Annotated in this window: 1 protein-coding gene; it reads left to right on the forward strand. The window is 35.5% G+C overall.

The genetic code is table 11. The features are described from left to right. Window positions 1-759: 759 nt before the first annotated feature. Window positions 760-1,613, forward strand: an 854-nt coding sequence (locus ACFIN0_RS09660; RefSeq protein ID WP_375702444.1) for a DEAD/DEAH box helicase family protein, incomplete at its 3' end; no start/stop codon positions are given.

A 1,613-nucleotide genomic window follows, 5' to 3' on the forward strand; every position in this document is an offset into this window, starting at 1 on the left:
ATGGTTAATACATCAATATCCCCAGTTTAATGCTACAATATATTTATCAATAATTAGAGATAAATTCACTCTCCAGCCCCTCTAAGCCACTCAACACGCATATAAACGAGACATCATGCGATCAAGAACATCCTGTCGTCAAAAACAACAGCATAAAACAATAAGAAATCTCTTTTGAAGTCTTTAAGATAACCACGCAAAACTCTTTTTATGGCATTCTCATCAAGGAAATTTTTTCCAAAAGCAAATGATCTGAGTGACCTTATCAGAAGAGTTTTGTCAGTCTTGTCAGTTCATTCTAGCTCCTATATTATTTTTTTTAAATGAGAGAAAATTAAAAACATTATATTTCAATATGTTAGTATTTTAACGATACAACCTATATCGACAATACAACCTTAAATACAATCCATAATATACATTTGTCAGTTTGTGTCTGTAAATTGAACTGACAAAATAGACTATTTTAGTGACTCATAAAACCTATCAAAATACTCATTATGATATCTTAAAAGCACATATCAAATTTGTCTTTTTTCCATAAAATAAACAGAAAATTTCACTATTTTGCTGATCTTATCCTATGCCATGGGCTGTGGATAAGTACCTTTAAAAACTCTTTTGAAAAAAATTTATCCGTTTTTTCGCATTTTTCTGCATTTTTTTCACCATTTACTCAAAATGGATTTAATAAGCTTCGTTTTGATTCTTTTGAAGAGAATTAATCAATAGAATATATTGTCATGGAGTTTATTCTTTATGCTTCGCCCTCATCATTATGATCATGTCTCTTTACGCTCTCTCTTGGAATATTATCGTCAACAAGCAAAATCACCCCGTGAATTGGGAACGCTGTTTGAAAACCTTGTCATGGTTTATTTGACAAACGACCCTCTTCAAAAGCAAGAATACGAAAAGGTTCAGACTTATTTGGAATGGGCTAAGGAGCATGATGAAGATGGAACGGATATTGGGATTGATTTGATCGCTACAATCCGTGATGAAGGGGGCTATGCTGCCATTCAATGTAAATGCTATGATGCTTCTCACATCATTAAAAAAGAAGATATTGATAGTTTTATCGCTGCCTCGGGCAAAAAGATCTTCACCCGTCGTATTCTGATTGATAGCACCGAAACAGATTGGAGTGACAATGTTGAACTGACTTGTGAGGGGCAAGAGGTTCGTATTCAACGCATAAACCTTTTTGATTTGGAAAGCAGTCAAATTGATTGGGGCGCTTATAAAGAACAAGGACAAGCCGTCCTTAAAGAAAAACCGAAGAAAAAGCTTTTAGATCATCAAAAAGAAGCCCTTAAGAAAGTCTGTGAAGGTTTAAAAGAAGCAGACCGTGGCAAGCTGATTATGGCATGTGGAACGGGCAAGACTTTCACCAGTTTGAAGATAGCAGAAACCCTTGCTGGGAAAGGCAAGCGTATTTTGTTTCTGGTGCCCTCCCTTGCTCTTATCTCTCAAACAATTCGTGAATGGACAGAAGATACAGAAATACCCTTGCGTTCTTTTGCCGTGTGTTCCGATACACAAGTGGGAAAACGTCGTAAGAATAATAAAAATGATGCTCTTGAATTTGATAGCTCTGATCTTGCCTTGCC

The organism is Bartonella sp. AA89HNZF (genome assembly GCF_042196905.1).
Lineage (GTDB): Bacteria > Pseudomonadota > Alphaproteobacteria > Rhizobiales > Rhizobiaceae > Bartonella.